Genomic DNA, 23,153 nt, shown 5'->3' with positions numbered 1-23,153 from the left:
AACCGGAAAACGGTTGCGGCTCAGCCGCGGGAGCGGCCCGGCGGTTTGCGGCTTTGGGCCCGGGGGTGGGCCGCATCGTAAACCTGCGCGAGGTGTTGGAAATCCAGCCGGGTATAGACCTGCGTGGTGCTGATGTTGGCGTGGCCCAGCAGCTCTTGCACCGCCCGCAGGTCGCCGCTGGATTGCAGCACGTGGCTGGCGAAAGAGTGGCGCAGCATGTGCGGGTGCACCGGCGTGGCCAGCCCCGCCATGAGCGAGCGGCGCTTGAGGCGCACTCGGATGTGCTGGGGCGTGAGGCGCTGGCCCCGATCACCAATAAAAAGCGCCGGGTCATTGCCAGCCCAGGCACTGCGGGCCAACAGCCAACGGTCGAGCGCGGCCAGGGCCGCACGGCCCACCGGCACGCTGCGCCGCTTGGCGCCCTTGCCCAACACAAAGGCCTCGCCCGCCTCACGGTCGATCCAACCGCGGGCGGTGACGCTAGCGGCCACGTCCAGGCCCACCAGTTCGCCAATGCGAAGCCCGCAGCCGTAGAGCAGCTCGGTGATGCAGGCGTCGCGCGCCTCCAGCGCTGGGTCGTCATCGGCCTGCTGGTGCTCGGCCAGGCGCACGGCCTCGTCCACCGGCAAGGCCTTGGGCAGGGGCTTGCCCACCTTGGGCGAGCGCACGTCTTGCACCGGGTGGTGGTCAATCAGGCCCTGGCGCACCAGCCAGGTGTAGAAGCCGCGCCAGCCTGAGAGGATGAGCGCAATGCCACGCGGGGTGCGGCCCTGGCTGTTCATTTGCGCCACCCAGCGCCGCAGGTGGGTGGGCTGCACGTCCACCAGGGCGACCGCCGCCTCTTGCGCGTGCTGGCGCAGGCGGTTCAGGTCGATGGTGTAAAGCGCCACGGTGCGCTCGGCCAGGCGCTTTTCGACGCGCACATGGTCCAGATAGGCCTGCACCAGCCCCGCGTCGTCGTGGCGAGAGAGGGTCACGCCACCGCCGCCGACGTGGCCGGGCGCAGGCGCGAAAACGCCGCGCTGGTGATCTGGCCGATGCGCTCCAGGAAGTCGGTGCCCATGTCGGGGGCGAAGCGCTGCGGGTCGGAAGAGGCCAGCACCAACATGCCGAAGGCGTCGGGCGCCAGACCCGGGCGAAGGGGAATGAGGGCCAGCGACACGGCAGCGGCCGGGTCGGGCAGCCAGCGCGCGGCCTCCAGCCCGGGGTTGCCGCCGCAGTAAGGCTGGGTGAGCGACGAGGTGAAGGCCTGCGCGTCTTCGCTCACGCCCTGGGCGTAGTCTTCACCCGCGAACTCGGGCGACACGCCCCACACCCGCACCGCCACCTGCGGCACCAGGAACTGGCGCTCGATCTGGTCGGCCACCACGCGCGGCAGGTCACGGGCGTCGCGGGTGAGCAGCAGTTCGCGGGTCCAGCGCTGCAGCTTGTCGGCAATGGCGGTGTTTTCCTGGCCGTGGCGAATCATCTCGGCCGCCTTCAGCTCCAGCCCCCGAATCTTCTCGCGCAGCATTTCGGCCTGGCGCTCCTGCAGGCTCACGGCGCGCTGCCCGTGCGGGCTGGTGAGCTGCACGGCGGCCAACACCTCGGCGTGGCGCTCGAAGAAGCTCGGCGTGTTGAGCAGGTAGTTGGCGATGTCGTCTTCGGTGATCGGGGGAATGGGCTCGTTCATGGTGTGTTTGGCTCAGGTCAGGTCGGGCAGGTCGATCTCGCCCTCGAAGACGGGCGTGGCGGGGCCGGTCATCATGACCGGCTGATCCAGCGAAGGCGTGGGCGTCCAGGCGATGGTCAGCAAGCCGCCGCGGGTGTGCACGTCCACCCGATCGTCCAGCCAGCCCAGGCGAATGCCTGCCACCACCGCCGCGCAAGCGCCAGTGCCGCAGGCCAGGGTCTCGCCGGCGCCGCGCTCGTACACGCGCAACTTCACGGTGGCGCGATCGACCACTTGCAGAAAACCAGCGTTGACGCGGCGCGGGAAACGGGCGTGCCCCTCGATCAGCGGGCCCCACTGGGCCACGGGGGCGGTGTCCACGTCGTCCACGCGCAGCACGGCGTGCGGGTTGCCCATGGAAACCACGGCCACGGGCACGGTGATGCCACCGTCCAGCGCGAGCGGCCAGCGCTCGAACTGGCCCAGGCGCTCGGGCGTAAGGCCTTGCGCCTCAAAAGGCACACGGGCGTGGTCGAACACCGGCGCGCCCATGTCCACGGTGACGCGGCCATCGGCCAGGCGCTGGAGTTCGATGGTGCCGTTCTTCACCTTCACGCGCAGGGGGTTGCGCTCGCTCAGGCCCTTGTCGTGCACGTAGCGCACGAAGCAGCGCGCGCCGTTGCCACAGTGCTCGACCTCACCGCCGTCGGCGTTGTGGATCACGTATTCAAAGTCAAGGCCCTCAGCGGGCGAGGGCCGCACGGTGAGGATCTGGTCGGCGCCCACGCCAAAGTGGCGATCGGCCAGAAAACGGTACTGGGCCGGGGTCAACCCCAGCCGGCCCTGGGTTTCGTCGAGCACCACGAAATCGTTGCCCGCGCCCTGCATCTTGGTGAATCGAATGCGCATAGGGCGGGATTATCGGCCCACGGCCCGACTTGCGGCACCGCGGCAGACGCCACCGCACGTGACAGCCCCGCCCATTCGGGCTGCCGCAAAATGCCACGCATGGTCCGCCCCACCCAACTCCTGCACCCCGCCCGCCCACCCGCACCGCTGCGCCCGGCCGCCACCGTCTTGCTGCTGCGCGACAGCGCCGACCCGGCCCGCCCCGGCATCGAGGTGCTCATGACGCGCCGCTCGGCCACGGCCAGTTTCGCGCCTGGCGCTTACGTGTTTCCTGGCGGCGGCATTGACGCGGCCGACGCGCAATGCCATGCCCTCTCCACCCGCCGTCCCACACAGAGCGACCTGCGGCTGACCCAGGCCATTGCGGCCATCCGCGAGAGCTTTGAGGAGCTGGGCGTGCTGCTGGCCCACCGCTCAGACGGCTCGCCCGTGCGCGACGACGACATCGCCCGCCTGGACCGCAAAGCCCCGTTCGCCGCCCAATGCCAGGCCCACGGCCTCACGCTGGACGGCGCCGACGTGTTCGTGCTGGCCCACTGGATCACCGACCGCGACCTCTCCCGCCGCTTCGACGTGCCCTTTCTGGTGGCCCGCATGCCCGAAGGCCAAGAGCCCGTGGCCGACGAGGCCGAGCAATTCGAGCCGGTGTGGGTGCGCCCGCAAGACGCCCTGGCCCGCCACGCCGCAGGCGACTTCTTCATCATCTTCCCCACCATCCGCACCCTGGAGCGGCTCACCGCCTACGCCACGGTGGACGCGGTGCTGGCCGCCTGCTCGGCGCACGACGAGCCCCTGTTTGCCAGTTGCCCGCGCGCCGGTTTGCTGAACGGGCGGGAGGTTCGACTGATGGAACACGAACCCGCCTTTGGTGAAGTGGCGCTGGTGTGCCCAGACGGGCAGATCGTGCACCCGCTGGACTGGCAGCACGACCAGCCCGTGGCCCTGCTGAAGAACGTGCAGCGGCTCACCGCCCCCAACCCTGGGCACATGACGGGCCCCGGCACCAACAGCTACGTCGTGGGCGATCCGGCCACCGGCTACGCCGTGATTGACCCGGGCCCGGACGAGCCCGAGCACATCGAGCGCCTGTGGCGCGCAACCGGCGGCAGCATCCGCGCCATCGTCTGCACCCATTCGCATGCCGACCACTCGCCCGGCGCGGCACCGCTGCAAGCCCTGTGCGTGAACGCCGGCCTGCCCAAGCCCCCCATCCTGGGCCTGCCCAGTGCCAGCACCGCGCGCCACAACAGCCACTTCGTGCCCGACAAGGCCCTGGCCGACGGCGAACTGATCGAGCTGATCGGCATGAACGGCAACGACACCGTGAGCCACACGCTGGAAGTCATCCACACCCCCGGCCACGCGGCCAACCACCTGTGCCTGGTGCTGGTGGAGGACAGCCTGCTCTTCACGGGGGACCACATCCTCAACGGCAGCACAACGGTCATCGACCACCCCGATGGCGACATGAGCGCCTATCTCGACTCGCTGGACAAGCTTGACGCCGCCTGCCAGCGCCACGGCATCGACTTCATCCTGCCCGCCCACGGCCACGTGCTGGGCGACCACCGCCAGGCCCCCGACAACCCGCTCTCGCCGCCCGAAGGCGGGGCGCGCCGGGCCATTGCCCAGCTCAAGGCCCACCGCCTGGCCCGCGAGGCCAAGGTGGCACGCGCCATGAAGGCCCTGCCCCAAGGCACGCCCGACGAGTGGGTCAAACTGGCCTACGACGACGTGCCCGAGCGCCTGTGGCCAGTGGCCAAACGCTCGCTGCTGGCCCATGTGGAGCGGCTGCAGAACCTGGGCGTTTTCAACTTGTGAGGTCCGCGATGAAAACCACTGCCCCCCTGAGCCTTGCCCTGCTGACCGCCCTGCTCGCTGGTCCGGCCGCGGCGAGTTGGAACCTGGCGCTCGACAAAGACTGCCTGGCCTGCCACGGCACGCCGCCGCGCGGCGACGCCCCCACCATCGAGCGCCTGGCCAAGCGCAGCGAAGGCCTGCGCGGCAACGAGGAAAAGATTCGCCAAGAAGCCCAGAAGCTGCGCTCGCGCCGAGACGCGGTGGCGCATGAACAGCTCAGCCAGGCCGACGCCGAGCGCCTGGTGCGCTGGCTGGCCGACGGGGCCAAATGAATAAAGTGTGAAGCGCGCCGATAAGCCGGATTCTGTGCGGTCGGGTTGCCCCGACCGTGACCGCCATTCCTCTGGGCCGCCGGTCACCCAAGCGGCTCGATGCTACCTACCCGCCAGCTCCGCGGAACCACATCAACGCTGGCCTATTTGGTATTGCTGCGCGTAGAGATTGCCCGTTTCACCCGAACTGAATCGGCTCGTCTCTGTTGCTCTGATCCTCACCTTAGGGCCCGCCGGGCGAACCCGGCTGGCTGATCGGTGGAGAGGTGTTACCTCCTACGCTGTCCTGTGCAGTCCGGACGTTCCTCCAGTGCGCCCTTTCGGGCCTTGCACCAGCGGCGGTCTGGCGCGCTCCACGGGCGGCATTATCGCCGCACGCGCGATCAGACCAGGCGGCGAATGCGCCGGTGGCGCCACACGCCCTGGTAATAGCCCGTCTGCAGCACCAGCATGCACAGGTAGGCCACCGGAAACGCGATCCAGATGCCCGCCAGCCCCATGCGGGCATCCAGCACCGAGGCCACCGGCAACTGCACCCCCAAGATGCAGAATAGGGAAATCGCCATGGGCACCAGCACCACGCCGCTGGCGCGCATCACGCCGCCCACCACCGCCTGGAAGCCAAACACCAGCAGGCTCCACAGCATGATGTGCAGCAGTTGCTCGGCCTGCACACGCACCTCAGGCTGCGTGAGGAACAGGCCCAGCAGGTGGTGCGACAGCCCATAACCCGCCAGCACCAGACTACCGGTGATGGCCAGGTTCAACCACAGCCCCGTGCGCAGGATAGGCCCCAGGCGCTCGATGTGCCCGCCCCCGATCGACTGCGCCGCCAGGATGGACGCGGTGATGGCAATCGACAGCGCCGGGAACTGCACGTAGTTCACCACCTGCGTCACCGCGCCATAGGCCGCCGTGGCCTGCGAGCCGTGGCCGTTCACCAGCGCCAGGATCACCAGCTCGGACACCGAAATCACCACCATCTGCACGCCCGTGGGCAGGCCAATGCGCAGCACCTTGGCCAAGATGGCCCAGTCCAGCCGCAGGGTGCGCACCAGGGCATGGTCCAGCGCCAGCACATGGCGCCGCCGCCCCAGCCACCACACCAGAAACACCCAGGCCACGGCATACGACACCAGGCCCGCGTAGGCAGCGCTCTGAATGCCCAGCCGAGGCAGGCCCAGCCAGCCCTGGATGAAGGCTGGCGTCAGCACCAGGCCCAGCGCGGTGGACAACGCCAGCGCCAGCAGGGGCGACACGGTATCGCTCACGCCGCGCAGCAACTGGGTGAACAAGATGAACACCAACAGCAGCGGCATGATGAGCAGCATCACCCGCGCATAGGCCACGGCATCGTCCAGCACGTCGGCCGGCGTGCCCAGGGCCTGCATGGCCGGGCGCGCGAACAACACGCCCAGCACGGCGGCCACCACGCCAATCCAGGCGCCCAGCACCAGCGCAGAGCCGGCGATGGCGCGCACCTTCTCAGGCTCGTGCGCGCCCCAGGCCTGCCCAATCAGCACCGACGCCCCCGCGCCCAGGCCGATCACCAGCGAAATGAAGAAGAACACGATCGGGAACATGCCCGACACCGCCGCCAGCGCGTGCGTGCCCAGCATCTGCCCAATGAAGATGCCATTGAGCGTGCCCGACAGCCCTTGCAGCACGTTGGACAGCACCATGGGCACCAGGAAGACGAGATAAATCTGCCAAAGCGGGCGCGGCAAAGGAGACGACATGAAAGACTTTCAATAAAACCAGCCCAAAGTTCAGGCGGCGGTTGAAGTGGGGGGCGCGGGAGGCTCGAAGGCATCGCGGGCCAACCACGACAGGTGGCCCCGCACGTCAATCGGCCAGGCGGCAATGCGCTGGGCGAAGGCCTCGGCGTCGTGCGCGAACAAAGTGCGCGACGCCTCTTCGAAGCCCGGCAGACCACCCGCGATGGCACTCATGAAGCGATAAGCGCGCTCGGTGGCCAGGCGCTGGGCGTCGCGCCCGGCCTGGGTGCGGCGGGCTTCATCGACCAGGCGCCTCAGTGCGGCCGACGCCCCACCCGGCTGCTGGGCCAGCCATTCCCAGTGGCGCGGCAGCAGCGTCACCTCGCGGGCGACCACGCCCAGGCGCGGGCGCCCCACCGCCGGCGCCGCGGCCACCGGGGCAGGCACGGGCGATGCGGAGGCGGAATAGCCGGGCGGCCAGGGGTAATCGACTTGCGCGCCCGTGGCGTCGTCAAACACCAACAGGCCGCCAGCCGAAAGGTCCACCTGGGCCAGCGCGCGCGCCACGTCGGCGTACGTGCCATGGGCCACGCGCTGGTGACCGAGAAAAGCCGTGCAACAGGAAACAGAATCGTCCATGTCGGAAATTTTACCCGGGTTATTTATTTTTACCCGGGTTATTTTCAGCCAGCGCGACGAGCGGCCTTTGGCGACAATACCGGCCTTCCCCTGCTTGATCGACACAAGCCCATGATCCGCATCGCCGAACTCAAACTCTCCCTGGCCGACGTGCCCGCCGAGGGCCGCCGCGCCGCCGACGCCCCCACCGAAACCGACACCGACCGCCAACCGCCGCCCCACCCCATCGAGGCGCTCACGCGCCTGGCCGCCCAAGCCCTGGGCGTGGGGGTCGAGGCCATTGCTGACCTGCACGTCTTCAAGCGCAGCTTCGATGCCCGCAAGGCCGATCTGCGCGCCGTCTACATCGTGGACGTCACCCTGGCCAACCCCGCGCTGGAGCCCGCGCTGCTGGCCCAGCACGAGAAAAACCCGCACATCCTGCCCACACCCGACATGCGCTGGAAACCGCCCGGCCATGCGCCCGCTGGCTGGCCAAGCAACGAGGCCGAGCGCCCCGTGGTGGTGGGCCTGGGGCCCTGTGGCCTGTTCACGGCGTTGGCCCTGGCGCAAATGGGCTTTCGCCCCATCGTGCTGGAACGCGGCAAGCCGGTGCGCCAGCGCACCAAAGACACCTGGGGCCTGTGGCGCAAGAAAGTGCTCAACCCGCAAAGCAACGTGCAATACGGCGAAGGTGGCGCGGGCCTCTTCTCCGACGGCAAGCTCTACAGCCAGATCAAAGACCCGCGCTTCTTCGGCCGCAAGGTGATGCAGGAGTTCGTGGACGCGGGCGCGCCGCCGGAAATCTTGTACATGGCCCACCCGCACATCGGCACCTTCAAGCTGGTGAAGGTGGTGGAAGCCATGCGCGAAAAAATCATCGCCCTTGGCGGCGACATCCGCTTCGAGCACCAGGTGGTGGGCGCCCGCTTCACACCTGAGGGCAAGGGCCAGCGGCTGCAAGCCTTGGTGGTGCATCGCCTGGACACCGACGAGACCACCGAATTGCCCACGCAGCACGCCGTGTTTGCCTTGGGCCACAGCTCGCGCGACACCTTCGCCTGGCTCTGGGACGCCGGCGTCTTCATGGAGCCCAAGCCCTTCTCGGTAGGCTTTCGCATCGAACACCCGCAAAGCGTCATCGACCGCGCGCGCTGGGGCCGCCACGCCGGCCACCCCTTGCTGGGCGCGGCCGACTACAAGCTGGTGCACCACGCCAAGAACGGTCGCGCCGTCTACAGCTTCTGCATGTGCCCGGGCGGCACCGTGGTGGCCGCCACGTCCGAGCCGGGGCGAGTGGTCACCAACGGCATGAGCCAGTACTCGCGTGCCGAGCGCAACGCCAACGCCGGCATGGTGGTGGGCATCGAACCCGCCGACTACCCCCAGACCTTCCCGCAAGACGCCCCCCTGTGGACCGCCGCCTTCGGGGAAACCGATGGCCCGCGCTACGCCGCGCAGGCCCAGGCCTTGGCGGCCAAGGGCCGAGTGCACCCGCTGGCCGGCATCGTGATGCAGCGCCAGCTGGAAAGCCGCGCCTTCGAGTTGGGCGGCGGCACCTACGAAGCCCCCGGCCAGCGCGTGGGCGACTTCCTGGTCGGCCAACCCAGCACCGCACTGGGCGAGGTGCAGCCCTCGTACAAGCCGGGCATCCACCTCACCGACCTTGCCCCTTCGCTGCCGGCCTACGCCATCGAGGCCATGCGCGAGGCGCTGCCGGTGTTCGGCCGCCAAATCAAGGGTTACGACATGCCCGACGCCCTGCTCACCGGCGTGGAGACCCGCACGTCGTCGCCCCTTCGCATCACGCGCGGAGAAGACCTGCAAAGCCTGAACACCCGCGGCCTCTACCCGGCCGGCGAAGGCGCGGGCTACGCGGGCGGCATCCTGTCGGCCGGCGTGGACGGCCTGAAGGTGGCCGAGGCGCTGGCGCGTGAACTGCTGCACACCACCTGACCCCCAGTCACCAACTTTTACAAAGTGCGCACCTCGCCTTGACAGGCCGGGCGCACAGTGCGGCTTCCCCATCCTTCAGGAGATTCCTGTGAAAACCCCTTCCACCCCCGTCGCGCTTGCCCTGGCCACCGGCCTGCTGGGCCTGAGCGCCAGCGGGTTGGCCCAAGCCCAGGAAGAACAGGGCCGTGTGATTAGCAGCACCCCCGTCATCCAGCAAGTGGCCGTGCCCCGCCAAGTGTGTACCGACCAAGAGGTGCTGGTACAAGAGCCCAAGAGTGGAGGCGGGGCCTTGCTCGGCGCCATCGCGGGCGGCGCAGCGGGCAATGCCATCGGCAACGGGGGTGGACGCACCGCCGCCACCGTGATCGGCCTCATCGGCGGCGCCATGCTGGGCGACCGCATCGAAGGCCAGCCGCAGGCGCGCACCGAGCTGGTCCGCAACTGCGGCACGCAAACCCAGTACGAAAACCGCACCGTGGCCTACGACGTGGTGTACGAATACGCCGGGCGCCAGTACCGCACCCAGATGCCGCAAGACCCCGGCCGCTTCGTGCGCCTGAGCGTGACGCCGGTGGACGCCATGCCGCCCCCGCCGCCGGCCACCGTCTATCCGGCACGCCCCCAGGTGATCTACCAGACCCCCTACGCGCCTGCGCCGCGCGTGATCATGGGGACCACGGTCGTGCCCACTTATCCCCTGAGCGCAGGCATCGTCTACATCAACGGCCAGGCCTACCAGCGCCCGCCGCGCGATGGCTGGGACCGTGACCGCCACTGGCGCGATGACGACCGGCGCTGGGACGGCGACCGCCGCTGGCGCGGCCGCGACGACGATCGCTGGCACCGCTGAGGCCCACACACAAGAATGCCCGCGAGGCGCGTGCCTGGCGGGCATTGGGATCGAGCGCTAGGCCCGACGCGAGAGGGGCAGCCGCCTGAGACTGGCAGCCGCCCTCACGATCAGAAGGAATGACGAAGACCAGCGCCGTAGATCGTCTCTTTGGCCTGGGTCACGCCACCGAGCTTCGACTTGCCCTGGTTGTAGGCGACATAGGCCGTGGTGCGCTTCGACAGCGCGTAGGTGGCGGCCAAGCCAAAACCGGTGCGCTTGTCGGCGCCATCGGTTTCCGAACGGGCGAAGCCACCCGACAGGGTCAGCGCCGGGCTCAGCGGCAAATCGGCACCAATCTGGTACTCGTCCACCTTGGCACCAAACACGGTGTTGCGGGTGGTGGCAACGTTGCCTCGCAGGGTGGCCACGCCGAAGTCGTAGGCACCGGCCAGCACCGTGAACTTGGACTTGACGTTCGTCGCGGTGTTGTCACGCTGCTGGTAACCCAGCGCAGCGGTCAGCGGGCCAGCCTCGTACAGCACGTTGAAATCGGTCTGCTTGATGATCCCAGCGCCCTTGCCCTTGTAAGACACGGCACCCGAGAAGCCGCCAAAGTTGGGCGAGGTGTAGCGCACCACGTTGCCCGGGTTCGCGTTGTACGCGTACAGCGACATCACGTCCGAAGCGCCCGGCGAGAAGATGGAATCAAAGGCCGAATTGCCGATGTAGAACACATCGTCCAGTGCAGTCCAGGTGTTGCCCATCTGGAACTTGCCGAAACCACCCTCAAGGCCGACCCAAGACTGGCGATCGAACGCCGAGCCAGGCGTGCCCACGGTGCCGTTGTCGGCATTGAAAGACTGCTCCAGGTTGAAGATGGCCTTCAGGCCACCACCCAGGTCTTCAGAGCCGGAAAGACCCCAGCGGCTGGTGGAAAGACCACCCGAGTTCAGACCGGTGGTCGACACCGAAGAGCCCAGACTCTCGGTCTTGGTACGGCCCAGGTAGGCATCCACGATGCCATACAACGTGACGCTCGATTGGGCCTGAGCCACGCCAGCCAGCGAAGCCAAAGCCGCGCAAGCAATCCAAGTTTTTTTCATTCAAACCTCCTTGAAAAGTCCTTCTAAGAGGACGGTAAGAGCAAACCCCGGGGGAAACCCGATGATAGGAGGATTCATTCGCCAGAAACAAAAAAAGCCACCCGGCTTCCCGGGTGGCTTTGCTGATTGTGGTTCGAAAAGAACGAAATCAGAACTTGTGGTTGATACCCACGGCGTACAGGGTGTCCTTGCCTTCGGTGGTGAAGGGGATGTCCTTGGCCTTGGTCTGCGACAGCACGCCGTAGACGGTGGTGCGCTTGCTCAGGCTGTACAGCAGGGAAGCGGTGTAGCCGCTGACCTTGGCAACATCGGTACCGGCGGCAGAGATCTTAGACTGAGCGTAGCCCAGGCCGAAGTTCAGGTTGGCAGCCACGGGCACTTCCACGCCCAGATTCCATTCCTTGGCCTTGCCGTCGCCGGGAATCGAGGTGTCCTTGGCTTGGTTGTAGCCACCGACCAGCTTGGCCATGCCGAAGTCATAGGAGCCGTTGATCAGGGTATTGGTGAACTTGGTGTCGGTGGCGCCGTCCTTTTCAGCTTGGTAAGCCAGACCCACGAACACGGGGCCATTGGCGTACTGCAAACCCAGAGAGGTCAGGCTGCTGGACTTGCCATTGGCGTTGGCCAACTTGTCTTCGCCCAGACCGTAGGTCACGCTACCACTGAAGCCGCCGACGGTGGGGCTGAGGTACTTGATGCTGTTCACCGGACGGTCGGTATAGCCAACCCAGGTGTTGAACGAAGCAGCGACGTTGGCGTTGAAGCTGTCGTTGGCCGACGAGCGGATGTCGTCGTACGAAGACCAGGTCTTGCCGAACTGCACTTCACCGAAGCCACCCGACAGGCCAACCCAGGCTTGACGGTCGAAGGCTTGGCTGGCGGCGGTACCGGTGGAGTTGCCAGCGGTGCCGTTGTCGATGTTGAAGCCCTGCTCCAGCTGGAAGTTGGCCTTCAGACCGCCGCCCAGGTCTTCAGAGCCCTTCAGGCCGAAACGGCTGGTAGCAACGCCGTTGCCGTCCAGCTTGGTGACGCTGCTGCCAACGCCATTAACTTCGGTCTTGGTGGAACCAACCCACACGTCGGCCAAACCGTACAGGGTCACAGACGATTGGGCTTGGGCCATGCCGGCCACGGAGCCGAGGACGGCCAGGGCGATCAGAGACTTTTTCATGGAGACTTCCTTGAGTTATCTGTGCGAGGCACAGGTTGAAAAAACTGACCAAGAAATAGTAGGGGGAAACCCGCTATCGAAGGCCAAAATACCCGAGGGAGATGCTCAAAACCTCGTCATTTCGTTGTCATAAGGCAACACCCCACTGGGTACCCGACTCGAGGACACCACGGAAGCGCCAAAAGCAAAACGCCCGCCAAAGGCGGGCGTTTTGACTCAATCAGACGAGACCGCCCTCAAGAGCGGGCTTGATCAGAAGGAGTGGGTCAGGCCAAAGCCGTAACCGTTGCTGGACTTGGCGGTAGCAGCGCCAGACACGTTCAGGGCGGCGTTGCCGTTGGCCAGCTGGAAGTAAGCCTGGGTGCGCTTGCTCAGGTTGTACTTGTAACCGGCGATGATGGAACGCTTGTCGCTGCCAGCGGCCTCTGCCACGTTGTACGAAGCGTACAGGGAGCCGGGACCCACGGGAGCGGTCACGCCCAGGGCGTAGCCGGTGTCAGCGGTGGAGGCCTTGTTGCTGTCGTCGCGGTAGGTGAAGAACACCTTGGCCACGGAGAAGTCGTAGGCGGCGCCCAGCTGGGTCACCGACTTCGGCTTCAGCAGAGCAGCGGTGCCAGCGCCTTCATAGCTCACCAGCGAGGCGCTCAGGGGGCCGTTGTCGTAACGGATGCCCAGACCGAAACCGTCATCGGCGTTGGCCAGTTCGGAAGGAGCGTACTCCACCTGAACCTGGAAGCCGGCGAAACGGGGCGAGTGGTACTGCACGGCGTTTGCCACGAACACCGAGCTGCCAGCGTTGGCGACCAGGCCAGCCAGCAGCGTGTTGGCGTCGTAGCCGGTCACGCCCTTGGTGCCGTTGGCGAAGAAGGCGTTGCCGTACAGAGTATTGATTGGACGGCCAGCGCGCAGGGTACCGAAGTTACCGGTCAGGCCCACGAACATGTCGTTGTTGCCGAAGGCGTTGGCGCTGGCCAGGGTGCCGTCGTCAGAGTTGAAGGAGGTCGAGGCCTTGAACACAGCCTTCAGGCCACCGCCCAGGTCTTCGGTGCCGCTCAGGGTCCAGTTGCTGGTGGCGTTGCGGTTGGCCGCCATCTTGGTGGGGGCGCCAGAGAACTGCTTCTCGATACCGACGTCCACCAAGCCCGACAGGGTCACGGACGACTGAGCGAAAGAGGCGCTGGTGGCAGCCACAGCGGCCAGTGCGATCAGGGTCTTCTTCATGAAAAAATTCTCCAAGGGTTGATAGAGGCCAGCGGTCTGTGCCGCCGGGCCAACCTCCGTGAGGAAGCTGGGGCCATTCCATCAGAAAGGCGCGGCGCTGACCATGTTTCCCAACGTTTTTGCCCCCGAACGGCGCCATTTCGTTGCAGCCATGCGACGACCCAAGCGTTAACCCTTAGACCCCAATGGGCCTGGTATTTCACGGTGCAAAACACGATGCCCTGTACCCTGCGTGGCAACATTGCCCCATAGGAGAGAAGCAACCATGACTTCATTGAGTGATGCTCTTTTGACCGCGGCCGATTCGGCCCTGCGCACCGTGTTCGCCCCGGCGAGGACAACGCGCGCCTGCCCGACCCTGCCCGAGCAGGCGAACGACGCCGAACTGACGGCGGACGAAAAGGCGCTGTCCGCTTCGTTGATGCGGGTGAACCACGTGGGCGAGGTTTGCGCTCAGGCGCTGTACACAGCACAGGCCCTGGCGGCCCGCTGGCCGGGGCGCGAAAACGAGGCACTGGCCCAACAGCTGGAGGCGGCGGGCAGAGAAGAAACGGATCACCTGGCCTGGACGCAGGAGCGGCTGAAGGAATTGGGGTCACGCCCCTCTCTGCTAAACCCGCTCTGGTACGGCGGAGCCTTCGGTCTTGGCCTGGTGGCTGGCGCACTGGGCAAGGGCATCAGCCTGGGCTTTGTGGTGGAAACCGAGCGTCAGGTGGAGGCCCACCTGGCAGGGCACATGGAACGGCTTCCAGCCAAGGACCACGCCTCACGGGCGATCGTGGCGCAAATGAAGGACGACGAGATTCGCCATGCGCGCGAGGCACAGCACGCTGGTGGCGTGGAATTGCCCATGCCCGTGCGCGGGATGATGCGGGCTGCAGCCAAGGTGATGACCACCGTGGCGCACCGCATCTGAATTTGGACGGTCAGCCTTCGATCAGGTCGAAGCTGGTGGTGATGTCGGCTGTCTTGGCCAGCATGATGCTGGCCGAGCAGTACTTGTCGTGGCTCATGGCGATCGCACGCTCCACCGCGGCGGCAGGAATGCCCCGACCGGTCACGGTGAAGTGCATGTGAATCTTGGTGAACACCTTGGGGTCGGTGTCGGCGCGCTCCGAGGTGAGCTTGACGCTGCAACCGCGCACGTCGTGACGGCCGCGCTTGAGGATCAGCACCACGTCGTAGGCGGTACAACCGCCCGTTCCGGCGAGCACGGTTTCCATGGGACGGGCCGCCAGGTTGGCGCCGCCGTTTTCAGGCTTGGCGGCGTCAGGCGCGCCGTCCATGGCGATGACGTGGCCGCTGCCGGTTTCGGCCAGAAATCCCATAGCGGAGCGGGTGCCGGCGGCGCCGGTCCAGGTGACGGTGCATTCCATGTGTTTGAAGGTGCTTGGGCAGTGCCCCTGTTGCGTGGGCGCACTGCGTTATGTGTAGCGAAATTCGCACGACGATGTTGCGATGCAGCATCGTCTGTTGTACAATTGCGTCATTGTATTGAAGGTTGTCTCCTCTACCCTCCACGGGTGGATTCAAACCCGGATGGAACTTCCATCCGGGTTTTTTTTCGCCCGTCGATATGATTCGTCACATGACCGCCCCGAAAACCCCGCGCGCCAGCGCGACCGAAAACGCCACCCTCACCCCCGCCGACTACCTGAAGAAGATCCTGAACGCCCGCGTGTACGACGTCGCGGTGGAGTCGGCGCTTGAGCCGGCGCGCCAGCTCAGCCGCCGCCTGCACAACACCGTGCTGCTCAAGCGGGAAGACCAGCAACCGGTGTTCAGCTTCAAGCTGCGGGGCGCCTACAACAAGATCGCGCACCTGAGCCCTGAGCAACTCGCCAAGGGCGTGATCTGCGCCTCGGCGGGCAACCACGCCCAGGGCGTGGCATTGGGTGCGCGCAAACTGGGCGTTCGTGCCGTGATCGTGATGCCCACCACCACGCCGCAACTCAAGGTGGACGCGGTGAAGGGCTTGGGCGGTGAGGTGGTGCTGCATGGCGACAGCTATTCCGACGCCTATGCCCATTCGCTGAGCCTGCAGAAGAAGCAGGGGCTGACCTACGTGCACCCCTTTGACGACCCCGACGTGATCGCGGGTCAGGGGACGATTGCCATGGAAATCCTGCGGCAGCTCCAGCCGCTGGGCTCCAGCGACCTGGACGCCGTGTTCGTGGCCATCGGCGGCGGCGGGCTGATTTCGGGTGTGGCGAACTACATCAAGGCCGTGCGCCCCGAGATCAAGGTGATTGGGGTGCAGATGGTGGACTCCGACGCGATGAAGCGCTCGGTGGAGGCCTGCGAGCGCGTGACCCTGCCTGACGTGGGTCTGTTCGCGGACGGCACGGCGGTCAAGCAAGTGGGCGAAGAGACCTTCCGCGTCGCCCGCGAACTGGTGGACGACTACGTCACTGTGGACACCGACGCTGTGTGCGCGGCCATCAAGGATGTGTTCGTGGACACGCGCAGCATCGTCGAGCCCTCGGGGGCCATGGCGGTGGCCGCCATCAAGCAGTACGTGGCCACGCACAAAACCAAGGGCCAGACCTACGCGGCAGTGCTGTGTGGCGCCAACATGAACTTCGACCGGCTGCGCTTCGTGGCCGAGCGGGCCGAGATTGGCGAGGAGCGCGAGGCGCTGTTCGCGGTGACGATCCCGGAAGAGCGCGGCAGTTTCCGCCGTTTCTGCGAGGTGATCGGCGAGTTGCCCGGCGGGCCGCGCAACGTGACCGAGTTCAACTACCGCATCCACGACGGCAGCCAAGCCCACGTGTTCGTGGGCATGACGACGCACGGCAAGGGCGAATCGGCCAAGATCGCGGCCAACCTCAACAAGCACGGCTTCGCCACGCTGGACCTCACGCACGACGACCTGGCGCGGGAGCACATCCGGCACATGGTGGGCGGTCATTCGCCGTTGGCGCAAGACGAGCGCCTGCTGCGTTTCATCTTCCCCGAGCGCCCAGGTGCGCTGCTGAAGTTCCTGAGCATGATGCGCCCGAGCTGGAACATCAGCCTCTTCCACTACCGCAACCAGGGCGCTGACTACGGCCGCATTCTGGTGGGCCTGCAGGTGCCGGCCAAAGACCACAAGGCCTTTGCCAAGTTCCTCGACACGCTGGGTTACCCGTACATCGAAGAAACCGACAACCCGGTGTACCGCATGTTCCTGAAGAACTGAGGTTGCTTGCATGCCGTCGGACCCCGCATTGACCCCGCTGCACCTTCGGGCGCCCGTGCTGCCCGAGGGGCTGAAGCTGCCGTCGATTGCAGCGACGGGCGACGCCATGCTGGACTTCCAGCTGCACCGCCGGCTGGCCCACCCAGGGCAACCCGCCCACGCCCTTGGGCGAGTGGAACTGCTGGCCATGCAGTTGGCGCGCATCCAGAACGGCAGCCCCCTACCGTTCGACCTGCTGGTGTTCGACTCGCCTCAACTGCTGGTATTCGCTGCCGACCACGGACTGGCGGATGAGGGTTTGTCGAGCTGGCCGCAGGCCATGACCCTGACCGAGGTGCAAGCCCTGCTTGACGGCTCAGCCCCCGTGGGCTTGCTGGCGCGCCAGCACGGATTTGAGGTGACGGTGGTCGATGCCGGGGTGGCCACCCCCATCGAGCCGCCCAAGGCGACGCGGCCGAGGGCGCGCTTGCTCACGCGGAAAATCGGCTTTGGCACGCGCAACCTGCTGCTGGGGCCGGCCATGTCTGTCACCCAGGCGGTGTCGGCCCTGCACGCGGGCATGGACGTGGTGCGGCACCTGCCGGGCAATGTGGTGGCGCTGGGCGATGTGGGCGTGGCCAACCAGGCCAGTGCGGCGCTGCTGCTCTCGCGTCTGTGCGGCGTGCCCATCTCGGACGCCTGTGCGCGAGACGATGACGCCAGCGGCGACTTCAGCGACAGCGCCTACCAGGTACGCGTGGAAAAGCTGCTGGCGGCGGCCACCCGACACCGCCGGGCCATTCAGCCGATGGACGTGCTGGCGGCCCTGGGAGGCTTTGAGATCGCCATGATGGTGGGCGCCATGTTGCAGGCCGCCAGCGAACGGCGGGTGGTGCTGGTAGATGGCTTGGTGCCCACGGCGGCTGCCTTGGTGGCCCGTGGCTTGAACCCGTCCGTCACCGATTACTTGGTGTTTGCACAGCGTCACGCCGACCCAGGCCACCGCCTCATGCTCATCCACCTGCAGGCGCAGCCCTTGCTGGACCTGGGCATGCGCACCCACCAGGGCATTGGTGCGATGCTGGCTTGGCCGCTGCTGCTGGCCGCCCAGACGCTGCTGGAGCGCTGAGCGCCGCTTCGCTTCAGCGCTCGTAGTCGAGCCGCACGCGCTGCTGCAAAGACCGCAGCACCCGCAACACTTCCTTCAGCAGGCGCCGGTCGATGTCGTGCAAGTCGTCAAGGGCGATGCGGTTCGGGTTGCCCGCCACGGTGCGTCCGTCGAGCTGGGCACGCAGGCGCAGGGTCTGCAAAAAGTCGAAGGCACCGATCCAGGCCTGGTGCTCGGCGGGCGGCACGCCCATCGGTGGGCCAACACTCGCCAGGCGCTCGCGTGTACCCGTTGCCGACACGCCATTGGCCAGCGCATACAGGCGAGCCACGTCCACCACGAGGGCCGTGCCCTGCAGCTTCAGGTCAAGGGTCTGCCGGCCTTCCACCTCAGTGGTGTCGATGTTGCCCAGCCAGTTCAGGGGCGCACTTTGCCGCAAACCGTTCAGGGCCAACTGACGCAGGAAGCGGGGCGTGGCCTGCGCGCGCGGCGTCACCCACTCACGCAAACGCTCGGCCAGGGCGCGGTCACCGGCCAAGGCGCGGAAATCGAAGTAGATGCTGGCGTTGAGCAGGTCTTGCGGCGAGCCGTACTCGATCCAGTGCCCGAAGCGCTCACGCCAGTCCGCCAGCGTGAGGCAACAGGCCGGGTTGCTGGCCATGATGTCCCCCTTGCACAGCGGGTAGCCGCAGGCGTCGAGCGCCTCGTTCACCTCGCGGGCGAAGGCCAGCCAGGGCGCGGCCTCTTGGCCCTCGCCCAGGATGAGGGCGTTGTCCTGGTCGGTGGCGATGGTCTGCTCGTTGCGCCCCTCCGAGCCCAGCGCCAGCCAGCACATGCGGCGCAGGTCAAGCCCGTGGCGCCGGGCCGTGAGTTCCAGCAACCGCCCCGTGAGCACGTCGTTGAGGTGGCTGATCAGGGCCGTGAGCTGTTGCGCCTGCACACCCTGCCCCAGCAGGCGGCGAGCGAAGGCCTGGATCTCGGTGGCCGCCTCACGCATCTCACCCAAGTCTCGCGCGTCGCGCAGACGTGAGCTCACGTGCTTGAGGCTCAGTCGCTGCAAAGCGAACAGGTCTCGCTCGGAGACCACGCCCATTAGGCGCCCCTGCTGCAGCACGGGCACGTGACGGACACCCTGTGCCGACATGAGCAGCGCAGCCTCCTGGGCTGTGCGCTCAGATGGCAGGGTGTGCACTGGCTGAACCATCACGGCGGACACGGGGGTGTGCAGCGGCACCTCGGCCAGGGCCACCCGGTGCAACACATCGCTTCGGGTCAGGATGCCGACAACCGCGCCTGCCGCGTCCAGCACCACCATGGCCCCCACCCGCTCGTCGTGCATGCGCTGCAGCACCTCGCGCAGAGGCGTGTCGGCGGCGCAGGCCACCGGCGTCCTGTGCACCAGTTGGGCGAGAGGCGTTTCCCACGACTGCTCGGCCAGCACGCGAGACGCATAGGCGGTCTGCAGGGCCGTGCGCGAGAGCGCCAGGAAGGTGAGGATGCGCCGGTTGAGGAAATCACCGAACACCGCACTGCGGGCGGCCAGCGCCTGCATCTGCTCGGCAGAGATGGCCAAGGCCTCGGTGTCTTCGCTGGCGCTGTAGCGCGTGGTGGGCGCGCGCTGCGCCAGCACCGCGCTCACGGGGAACAGGTCACCGGCTTCGTATTGAAAGGCGCCACCGGCCAGGTCAGACAAGCCGCGCTGCCCGGTGACGGCGCCGCGCCGGATGAAGAACAGCTCGCGCACCGGGCCGTCCTCGGGCGCCACCACCAGTTGCCCGCGGCGAAAGTGCACCGCGCGCGCGGCCGCCGCGAACTCGCGCACGTGCTCGGGCGCCATCTGGTTGAAGGGTGGGTGGCGGCGCAACTCGTCGATTGCGCTGAACAAATCAGGCCCTGCTTGCCCCGGGGTGTGGCGATCGCCAGGGTGCGCCATGGCCTGCGGCGTCAGGAGGGGTTGGGCGGCGGCAAAGCCAAATCGATCGGATTGCCGGCTCCCGATGCCGGCGCCAGCCGCGCCTGCCTGGCGCCGAGCGACTTGAGCACCAGCCCGCCTTCCAGCAAGGCGCCCACCCGGTAGGGCTTGGGCGGCTGCCCGTCCACTGAAATCAGGGCCGCGCCGCGGTCGGTGCCCGACGCCACCACCCCGATCAGGCGGTAGCGTGAGGCCGCGTCAACTGCCGGCGCCACACCAGCAACGGTGGCTGGCGCGGCTGGCACGGCACCCAAGGCTCGGGCCACTGCCGAGGGCTCGGGCGCCTGAACGGGTGCCGCGGTGGCCACCAAGGGGCTGATCGGTCCCTGGCCGATGGCCTGCAAGGCCCAATAGCCGGCGCTCAGCCCGGCGGCCAGCCACAACACGCCCGCCAGCAAGGCCGGCGCGCGGCGCGGCACCTGGGCGTTGCTGAGGGGGCCATCGGTGAGAAAACCCGAATGTCCGAAGGTGGAAGACCGACTCATGCGGGCATTATCATCGACCGCACCCGCCCGGCGTCGCCCCGATGGCCGGGCTTTTGCCGGGAGACCTTCGCGTGACACGCCCACTGAAGACCGCCCTCGCGGTCACCCGCCGCCAGTTGCTGCGCGGCTTCACCCTGATTGAGCTGATGGTGGTGCTGGTGATCATCGGCGTGCTGGCCGCGCTCATCGTGCCCAACGTGCTTGACCGCGCCGACGACGCCCGCGTCACCGCCGCCAAGACCGATGTGAACAACCTCATGCAGGCCCTCAAGCTGTACCGCCTGGACAACCAGCGCTACCCCACGGCCGAGCAAGGCCTGGCCGCGCTGGTGAACAAGCCCGGCGCAGGCCCACAGCCGCCAGCCTGGCGCCGCTACCTTGACAAGCTGCCCGCTGACCCCTGGGGCCGGCCTTACCAATACCTGAACCCGGGCGTGCACGGCGAAGTGGATGTTCTCTCGCTGGGCGCCGACGGTCAGCCCGGCGGCGAGGGCCAAAACGCCGACGTCGGCAGCTGGCAATAAACCCGCTGCGCTCCCTGCGCCGCCACGCCATGCGCCACGCCCTGGGCTTCACCTTGCTGGAGTTGATGGTGGTGGTGGCCATCGCGGCCCTGGCCACGGCGGGGGTCACCCTGGCGTGGCGCGACAGCGACGCCGAGCGGCTGGATCGCGAGGCGCTGCGGCTGGCGGCGCTGATCGAGTCGGCGCGGGCCCAGTCTCGCGTCACCGGCCTGCCGGTGGCATGGCGCGCCGTGCCGGGGGGGTTTGAATTCCTGGGCCTGCGACGCCCAGGCACCAATGGCGCATCGGCCGCGCCGCAGCCATGGCTGTCTGAGCAGACCAGCGCCACCGTGGTGCAGCCCGCTGGGGCCCCCGTGCTGGTGCTCGGGCCTGAGCCGGTGGTGCCACAGCAGCGCCTGATGCTGGCCCTGGGCGATCGGCGCCTGACCATGGGCACCGACGGCGTCGGGCCTTTCAAGGTGATGCCGGACGGCACTCCATGAGCCCCCCTCACCCGACCCCTTCGCGGGGCTTTACCCTGGTCGAGGTACTGGTGGCGCTGGCGGTGGTGGCCATCACCCTGGCCACCGGCTTGCGCGCCACCGGCGCGCTGGTGCGCAGCGCCGAGCGCCAGACCGATCAGTTCATGGCCCAACTCTGCGCCGAGAACGAACTCACCCGCCTGCGGCTGCAACGGCAGTTGCCCGGCATCGGCGACACCGACGCCACCTGCGAACAAGGCGGACAGTCGTGGCGGGTGCGGTTGACGGTGGCCCCCACGCCCAACCCCAACTTCCGCCGGGTTGACGCCGCGGTGTTCGGCACCGCCGACGGGACCGAGGCGCGCCTGCTGCAGTTGTCCACCGTGCTGGGGCGTTACTGACATGGCCGCGCGCTGGTCCCACAACCGGGGTTTCACCCTGATCGAGTTGCTCACGGCGGTGGCCATCATGGCTTTGCTGGCGGTGCTGAGCTGGCGCGCCATCGACGGCATGGGACGAACCCAGACGGTGACGCAGTCGCGCAGCGAGGCCTTGCAGCGCCTGCAGGCCGGCCTGCTGCAGTGGACGCTTGACCTGGACGCGATCACCGACACGCGCGAGGTGAACGCCATCGATTTCAACGGCCAGGCACTGCGCCTGACCCGGCGCGACATGGCCGCCAGCCTGGTGGACAACCCTGGCCTGCGCGTGGTGGCCTGGGCCCGCCGCAACGGGCCCGACGGCAGCCAGTGGATGCGCTGGCAATCGGGCCCGATTCGGCAGCGCGACGAACTCGCCCGCGCCTGGCAGCGCGCCGCCGACTGGGCCCGGGGCGTGGCCGACCCCGCCCCGGCCAATGCGGCCGGCGACAGCGCGGTGGCGCTGCTGCCGGTCAGCGACTGGCAGCTCTTGTTCCACCGGGGCGAGACCTGGGTCAACCCACAGTCGTCCGTGGGTGCCCTGCGCCCGGGCGACGAGCTGGGCGGCAATGCTCGCTTGCCCAACGGGGTACGCCTCACGCTGGGCTTGCCCGAGGGTGGCCCCATCACAGGGCAGATCACGCGCGATTGGGTGCGCCCCACCCTGGAGGCGGGCCAATGAAGCGCCAGCGCGGGGCCGCCCTGCTGCTGGCCATGCTGACGGTGGCGCTGGTGGCCACCATTGCCGCCGCCGCGACGTGGCAGCAATGGCAGGCCGTGGAAACCGAGCGGGCCGAGCGCCAGCGCGCGCAGGCCGCCTGGATTCTGAACGGCGCACTGGACTGGGCGCGCCTGATCCTGCGCGAAGACGCACGTGGCAACCAGACCAGCGGCAACGCCGATCACCTGGGCGAGCCCTGGGCCCTGCCCTTGGCCGAGGCGCGCCTGTCGAGCTTTCTGGCGGCCGACCGGGACAACAACGCCGACAACGTGCTGCAGGCCTTTCTGTCCGGCGAGATGCTGGACCAGCAATCGCGCCTGAACCTCTTCAACCTGGTGCGGGTGGAAGGCTCGGGCAACTCGGCACAGGTAAGCGTGTCAGAACCCGACCTGCTGGCGGCGCGCCGGCTCTACGAGCTGCTGGGCCTGCCGGCCGCCGAGCTGACCCAGGCCGTCAACACCTGGCGCGACACCGTCTCGCGCGGGCTGGCTGAGGCGCAACCGACGGCCACACCACTCATTCCCCGCCGTTTCGGCGAGCTGTCGTGGCTGGGCATCTCGGCACGCAGCCTGCAGGTGCTGGCCCCACACAGCACCCTGCTGCCCGAGCGCACCCCGGTCAACCTCAACACCGCCGGGCTGGAGGTGCTGCAGGCCGTCTTGCCTGGTGTGGATGCCGCCCGCGCCCGCCAACTGATGAGCACGCGCGAACGCAGCCCATTCAAGAACCTGGGCGACGTGAGCCGCGCGCTGGGCGACAACGCACCGCGACTGATGGAAACGCAGCACGATGTGCGCAGCCGCTACTTCGAGGTGCGGGGCCGCCTGCGCCTGGACGACGTGGTGATTGAAGAGCGGTCGCTGGTGGTGCGCGACAACCTCACGGTGCGCGTGGCGTGGCGAGAACGCCTCGCCCGTCCCTGAATCGGGCGCCCTCGCCTTGGCGCCACACCGCAGCGTCACCATCGGTCTCTAGAATGCTTTGGATCGCCC

The 23,153-nt window shown here is 67.6% G+C and carries 23 protein-coding genes and 1 other RNA gene; 12 read left to right on the top strand and 12 right to left on the bottom strand.

Going from position 1 to position 23,153, the window contains the following annotated elements; all coding sequences use genetic code 11:
* Window positions 1-20: 20 nt before the first annotated feature.
* The 3 genes from ACE3RQ_RS03645 to dapF are packed head-to-tail and all read right to left on the bottom strand — an operon-like array spanning window position 21 to window position 2,560.
* The gene (locus ACE3RQ_RS03645; RefSeq protein WP_374520023.1) at window positions 21-977 is read right to left on the bottom strand and encodes a tyrosine recombinase XerC; all 957 of its coding nucleotides are present in this window, start codon (window positions 975-977) and stop codon (window positions 21-23) included.
* Entirely contained in the window at window positions 974-1,672 is a 699-nt protein-coding gene (locus ACE3RQ_RS03640; RefSeq protein ID WP_374520021.1) for a DUF484 family protein, read from the bottom strand. Before ACE3RQ_RS03640 ends, ACE3RQ_RS03645 begins: the two co-directional genes overlap by 4 nt.
* Window positions 1,673-1,684: 12 nt before the next feature.
* Window positions 1,685-2,560 carry a diaminopimelate epimerase gene (dapF, locus tag ACE3RQ_RS03635; protein ID WP_374520019.1) on the bottom strand — a complete coding sequence of 292 codons (876 nt, stop codon included), beginning with the start codon at window positions 2,558-2,560 and terminating at the stop codon, window positions 1,685-1,687.
* 99 nt (window positions 2,561-2,659) lie between these two features.
* Between dapF and ACE3RQ_RS03630 the strand changes: the two genes are divergently transcribed.
* Together ACE3RQ_RS03630 and ACE3RQ_RS03625 are read left to right on the top strand one after the other, a co-directional pair.
* On the top strand, window positions 2,660-4,381 hold the full coding sequence (locus ACE3RQ_RS03630; protein ID WP_374520017.1) for an MBL fold metallo-hydrolase: 1,722 nt from the start codon (window positions 2,660-2,662) through the stop codon (window positions 4,379-4,381).
* Window positions 4,382-4,389: 8 nt separating this feature from the next.
* On the top strand, window positions 4,390-4,692 hold the full coding sequence (locus ACE3RQ_RS03625) for a hypothetical protein (protein WP_374520015.1): 303 nt from the start codon (window positions 4,390-4,392) through the stop codon (window positions 4,690-4,692).
* 5 nt (window positions 4,693-4,697) lie between these two features.
* On the opposite strand, the gene rnpB is transcribed toward ACE3RQ_RS03625, so the two are convergent.
* The 3 genes from rnpB to ACE3RQ_RS03610 form a co-directional block, all read right to left on the bottom strand.
* Window positions 4,698-5,047, bottom strand: an RNA gene (rnpB, locus tag ACE3RQ_RS03620) — RNase P RNA component class A.
* A gap of 28 nt (window positions 5,048-5,075) precedes the next feature.
* A complete protein-coding gene (locus tag ACE3RQ_RS03615; RefSeq protein ID WP_374520013.1) occupies window positions 5,076-6,431 on the bottom strand; it encodes an MATE family efflux transporter in 1,356 nt (451 codons plus the stop codon).
* Window positions 6,432-6,461: 30 nt separating this feature from the next.
* A complete protein-coding gene (locus ACE3RQ_RS03610; protein WP_374520011.1) occupies window positions 6,462-7,049 on the bottom strand; it encodes a DUF2239 family protein in 588 nt (195 codons plus the stop codon).
* Between the two features lie 111 nt (window positions 7,050-7,160).
* On the opposite strand from ACE3RQ_RS03610, the gene ACE3RQ_RS03605 reads away from it, so the two are divergent.
* Together ACE3RQ_RS03605 and ACE3RQ_RS03600 are read left to right on the top strand one after the other, a co-directional pair.
* Window positions 7,161-8,984 (top strand): NAD(P)/FAD-dependent oxidoreductase, encoded by a 1,824-nt coding sequence (locus ACE3RQ_RS03605; RefSeq protein ID WP_374520009.1) that lies wholly within the window; start codon window positions 7,161-7,163, stop codon window positions 8,982-8,984.
* An 88-nt stretch (window positions 8,985-9,072) separates the two neighbouring features.
* On the top strand, window positions 9,073-9,834 hold the full coding sequence (locus ACE3RQ_RS03600; RefSeq protein ID WP_374520007.1) for a glycine zipper 2TM domain-containing protein: 762 nt from the start codon (window positions 9,073-9,075) through the stop codon (window positions 9,832-9,834).
* 110 nt (window positions 9,835-9,944) lie between these two features.
* Here the strand turns inward: ACE3RQ_RS03600 and ACE3RQ_RS03595 are convergent, their stop codons facing one another.
* The 3 genes from ACE3RQ_RS03595 to ACE3RQ_RS03585 form a co-directional block, all read right to left on the bottom strand.
* A complete protein-coding gene (locus tag ACE3RQ_RS03595) occupies window positions 9,945-10,919 on the bottom strand; it encodes a porin (protein ID WP_374520005.1) in 975 nt (324 codons plus the stop codon).
* Between the two features lie 148 nt (window positions 10,920-11,067).
* A complete protein-coding gene (locus ACE3RQ_RS03590) occupies window positions 11,068-12,090 on the bottom strand; it encodes a porin (protein ID WP_374520003.1) in 1,023 nt (340 codons plus the stop codon).
* Between the two features lie 252 nt (window positions 12,091-12,342).
* Window positions 12,343-13,311, bottom strand: a complete 969-nt coding sequence (locus ACE3RQ_RS03585) for a porin (protein WP_374520001.1) — start codon at window positions 13,309-13,311, stop codon at window positions 12,343-12,345.
* 265 nt (window positions 13,312-13,576) lie between these two features.
* Here ACE3RQ_RS03585 and coq7 point away from each other — a divergent pair, with 265 nt between their 5' ends.
* On the top strand, window positions 13,577-14,227 hold the full coding sequence (gene coq7 / locus ACE3RQ_RS03580; protein WP_374519999.1) for a 2-polyprenyl-3-methyl-6-methoxy-1,4-benzoquinone monooxygenase: 651 nt from the start codon (window positions 13,577-13,579) through the stop codon (window positions 14,225-14,227).
* A 10-nt stretch (window positions 14,228-14,237) separates the two neighbouring features.
* Here the strand turns inward: coq7 and ACE3RQ_RS03575 are convergent, their stop codons facing one another.
* Window positions 14,238-14,687, bottom strand: a complete 450-nt coding sequence (locus ACE3RQ_RS03575) for an OsmC family protein (RefSeq protein WP_374519997.1) — start codon at window positions 14,685-14,687, stop codon at window positions 14,238-14,240.
* 212 nt (window positions 14,688-14,899) lie between these two features.
* Here ACE3RQ_RS03575 and ilvA point away from each other — a divergent pair, with 212 nt between their 5' ends.
* Both ilvA and ACE3RQ_RS03565 read left to right on the top strand, forming a co-directional pair.
* Window positions 14,900-16,492 (top strand): threonine ammonia-lyase, biosynthetic, encoded by a 1,593-nt coding sequence (gene ilvA / locus ACE3RQ_RS03570; protein WP_374519995.1) that lies wholly within the window; start codon window positions 14,900-14,902, stop codon window positions 16,490-16,492.
* 10 nt (window positions 16,493-16,502) lie between these two features.
* Window positions 16,503-17,600, top strand: coding sequence for a nicotinate-nucleotide--dimethylbenzimidazole phosphoribosyltransferase (locus ACE3RQ_RS03565; RefSeq protein ID WP_374519993.1), 1,098 nt, complete (start codon window positions 16,503-16,505; stop codon window positions 17,598-17,600).
* Between the two features lie 13 nt (window positions 17,601-17,613).
* On the opposite strand, the gene ACE3RQ_RS03560 is transcribed toward ACE3RQ_RS03565, so the two are convergent.
* Window positions 17,614-19,512 (bottom strand): DUF294 nucleotidyltransferase-like domain-containing protein, encoded by a 1,899-nt coding sequence (locus ACE3RQ_RS03560; protein ID WP_374519991.1) that lies wholly within the window; start codon window positions 19,510-19,512, stop codon window positions 17,614-17,616.
* 11 nt (window positions 19,513-19,523) lie between these two features.
* Window positions 19,524-20,036 (bottom strand): type II secretion system protein N, encoded by a 513-nt coding sequence (locus ACE3RQ_RS03555; protein ID WP_374519990.1) that lies wholly within the window; start codon window positions 20,034-20,036, stop codon window positions 19,524-19,526.
* Between the two features lie 71 nt (window positions 20,037-20,107).
* On the opposite strand from ACE3RQ_RS03555, the gene gspG reads away from it, so the two are divergent.
* The 5 genes from gspG to gspK are packed head-to-tail and all read left to right on the top strand — an operon-like array spanning window position 20,108 to window position 23,084.
* A complete protein-coding gene (gene gspG / locus ACE3RQ_RS03550) occupies window positions 20,108-20,560 on the top strand; it encodes a type II secretion system major pseudopilin GspG (protein WP_374519988.1) in 453 nt (150 codons plus the stop codon).
* Between the two features lie 29 nt (window positions 20,561-20,589).
* Window positions 20,590-21,042 carry a prepilin-type N-terminal cleavage/methylation domain-containing protein gene (locus ACE3RQ_RS03545; RefSeq protein WP_374519986.1) on the top strand — a complete coding sequence of 151 codons (453 nt, stop codon included), beginning with the start codon at window positions 20,590-20,592 and terminating at the stop codon, window positions 21,040-21,042.
* Window positions 21,039-21,422: a type II secretion system minor pseudopilin GspI gene (gene gspI / locus ACE3RQ_RS03540; protein ID WP_374519984.1), complete on the top strand. Its 384-nt coding sequence runs from the start codon at window positions 21,039-21,041 to the stop codon at window positions 21,420-21,422. The genes ACE3RQ_RS03545 and gspI overlap by 4 nt, the downstream gene beginning before the upstream one ends.
* Before the next feature lies 1 nt (window position 21,423).
* Window positions 21,424-22,122, top strand: coding sequence for a type II secretion system protein J (locus ACE3RQ_RS03535; protein WP_374519982.1), 699 nt, complete (start codon window positions 21,424-21,426; stop codon window positions 22,120-22,122).
* On the top strand, window positions 22,119-23,084 hold the full coding sequence (gene gspK, locus ACE3RQ_RS03530) for a type II secretion system minor pseudopilin GspK (protein WP_374519980.1): 966 nt from the start codon (window positions 22,119-22,121) through the stop codon (window positions 23,082-23,084). Before ACE3RQ_RS03535 ends, gspK begins: the two co-directional genes overlap by 4 nt.
* The last annotated feature ends 69 nt before the right edge of the window (window positions 23,085-23,153 follow it).

The sequence above is a fragment of the Hydrogenophaga sp. genome (genome assembly GCF_041913525.1).
GTDB lineage: Bacteria > Pseudomonadota > Gammaproteobacteria > Burkholderiales > Burkholderiaceae_C > Hydrogenophaga.
Note: the sequence above shows the minus strand (reverse complement) of the source record. Positions and strands in the feature narration are given on the sequence as shown.